Below are 1,319 nucleotides of genomic sequence, written 5' to 3'. Positions count from 1 at the left end.
AAATGATTAAGGAGTTGTTAGAAGATGAAAAGGGCAATTAATATTAGGCTTTTTCCATCTAAAGATCAGGAAGTTCTTATGTGGAAACATATAGGCTCAATGAGATATGTTTTTAATTGGGGTTTAGATAAGCAAATTAATCATTATAAAGCTACTAAAAAGAAATTATCTGCTGCAGAATTAGGAGTGGAATTAACGAAACTCAAAAACCAAGAAGGGTATGAATGGCTTTACCAGGTTAGCAATGCCACTTTAAAAGAAGCATTGAGAGATTTAGATAAGGCATATAGTAACTTCTTCAATGGAAGTGGTTTTCCTAAATTTAAAAGCAAGAAAAAATCTAAGGATAAATTCTATTCAAGATACGATAAAATCTACTTTAAGAATAATATAGTTAATCTTGAGAAGATAGGTAAAGTACAATGCAGGAATAATTATGACATTGACTTATCTAAAGTAACAAAATTCAGTAATCCAAGAGTAAGTTTCAATGGCAGGGTGTGGGTTCTATCAGTTGCTATTGAAATTGAAAATGAAAAGGAACAACTAAATGACTTTAGTGTTGGTGTAGACCTTGGCATCAGAGACTTAGCAATAGCCAATATTGATGAATTGGATACAAAGAATATCAATAAAATAGCAAAGGTTAGAATACTAACAAAGAAACTAAAAAGACTTCAAAGACAATGTTCACGAAAATATGAAAAAAATAAGAAAGGGGTATGTTACCAAAAAACTAAGAACATTGCAAAACTTGAAAAAAGAATAAAAAGACTTCATAGTAAGTTGGCTCATATTAGAGAAAACCATATACATCAAGCTACTTCTAAAATAGTGAAAATCAAGCCTTTTAGGGTAGTAATGGAAACATTAAAAGTATCTAATATGATGAAAAATAAACACTTATCAAAGGCAATAGCAGAGCAGGGATTTAGTATGTTTATTACTCAAATGAAAAATAAATGTACTAAGTATGGAATTGAGTTTATCCAAGTACCAACTTTTTATCCTTCAAGCAAAACTTGTAGTTGCTGCGGCAGGATAAAAAAGGATTTAAAACTATCTGATAGAGTTTATAAATGTGAATGTGGTTTCAAAGCAGATAGGGATAAAAATGCTTCATACAACCTTGCGAAATATGGTTTAGAAGTTTCAGTATAAAAAGAAACTCTAAATTGGGTAATCGTTACAACCCACTATCAATGAAAATTGGCAGCAAAGCCTATGGAGTGTTATAACAAACCAAAGTAGCTTTGGCAAAATGGAACACTATGAATTAGGAAAGAAACAAAACTATAGACTTTTATATTCTTTTTATA

The 1,319-nt window shown here is 30.3% G+C and carries 1 protein-coding gene; it reads left to right on the top strand.

All coding sequences use genetic code 11. The annotated features are described in order from the left end of the window. Nucleotides 1-24 precede the first annotated feature (24 nt). Nucleotides 25-1,161: an RNA-guided endonuclease InsQ/TnpB family protein gene (locus tag RH99_RS17995; protein ID WP_010241746.1), complete on the top strand. Its 1,137-nt coding sequence runs from the start codon at nt 25-27 to the stop codon at nt 1,159-1,161. Nucleotides 1,162-1,319 lie beyond the last annotated feature (158 nt).

The organism is Clostridium arbusti SL206 (assembly GCF_000246895.1).
Classification (GTDB): domain Bacteria; phylum Bacillota; class Clostridia; order Clostridiales; family Clostridiaceae; genus Clostridium_I; species Clostridium_I arbusti.
The sequence above is the reverse complement of the archived record's forward strand: the minus strand, read 5'-3'. Positions and strand labels throughout refer to the sequence as shown.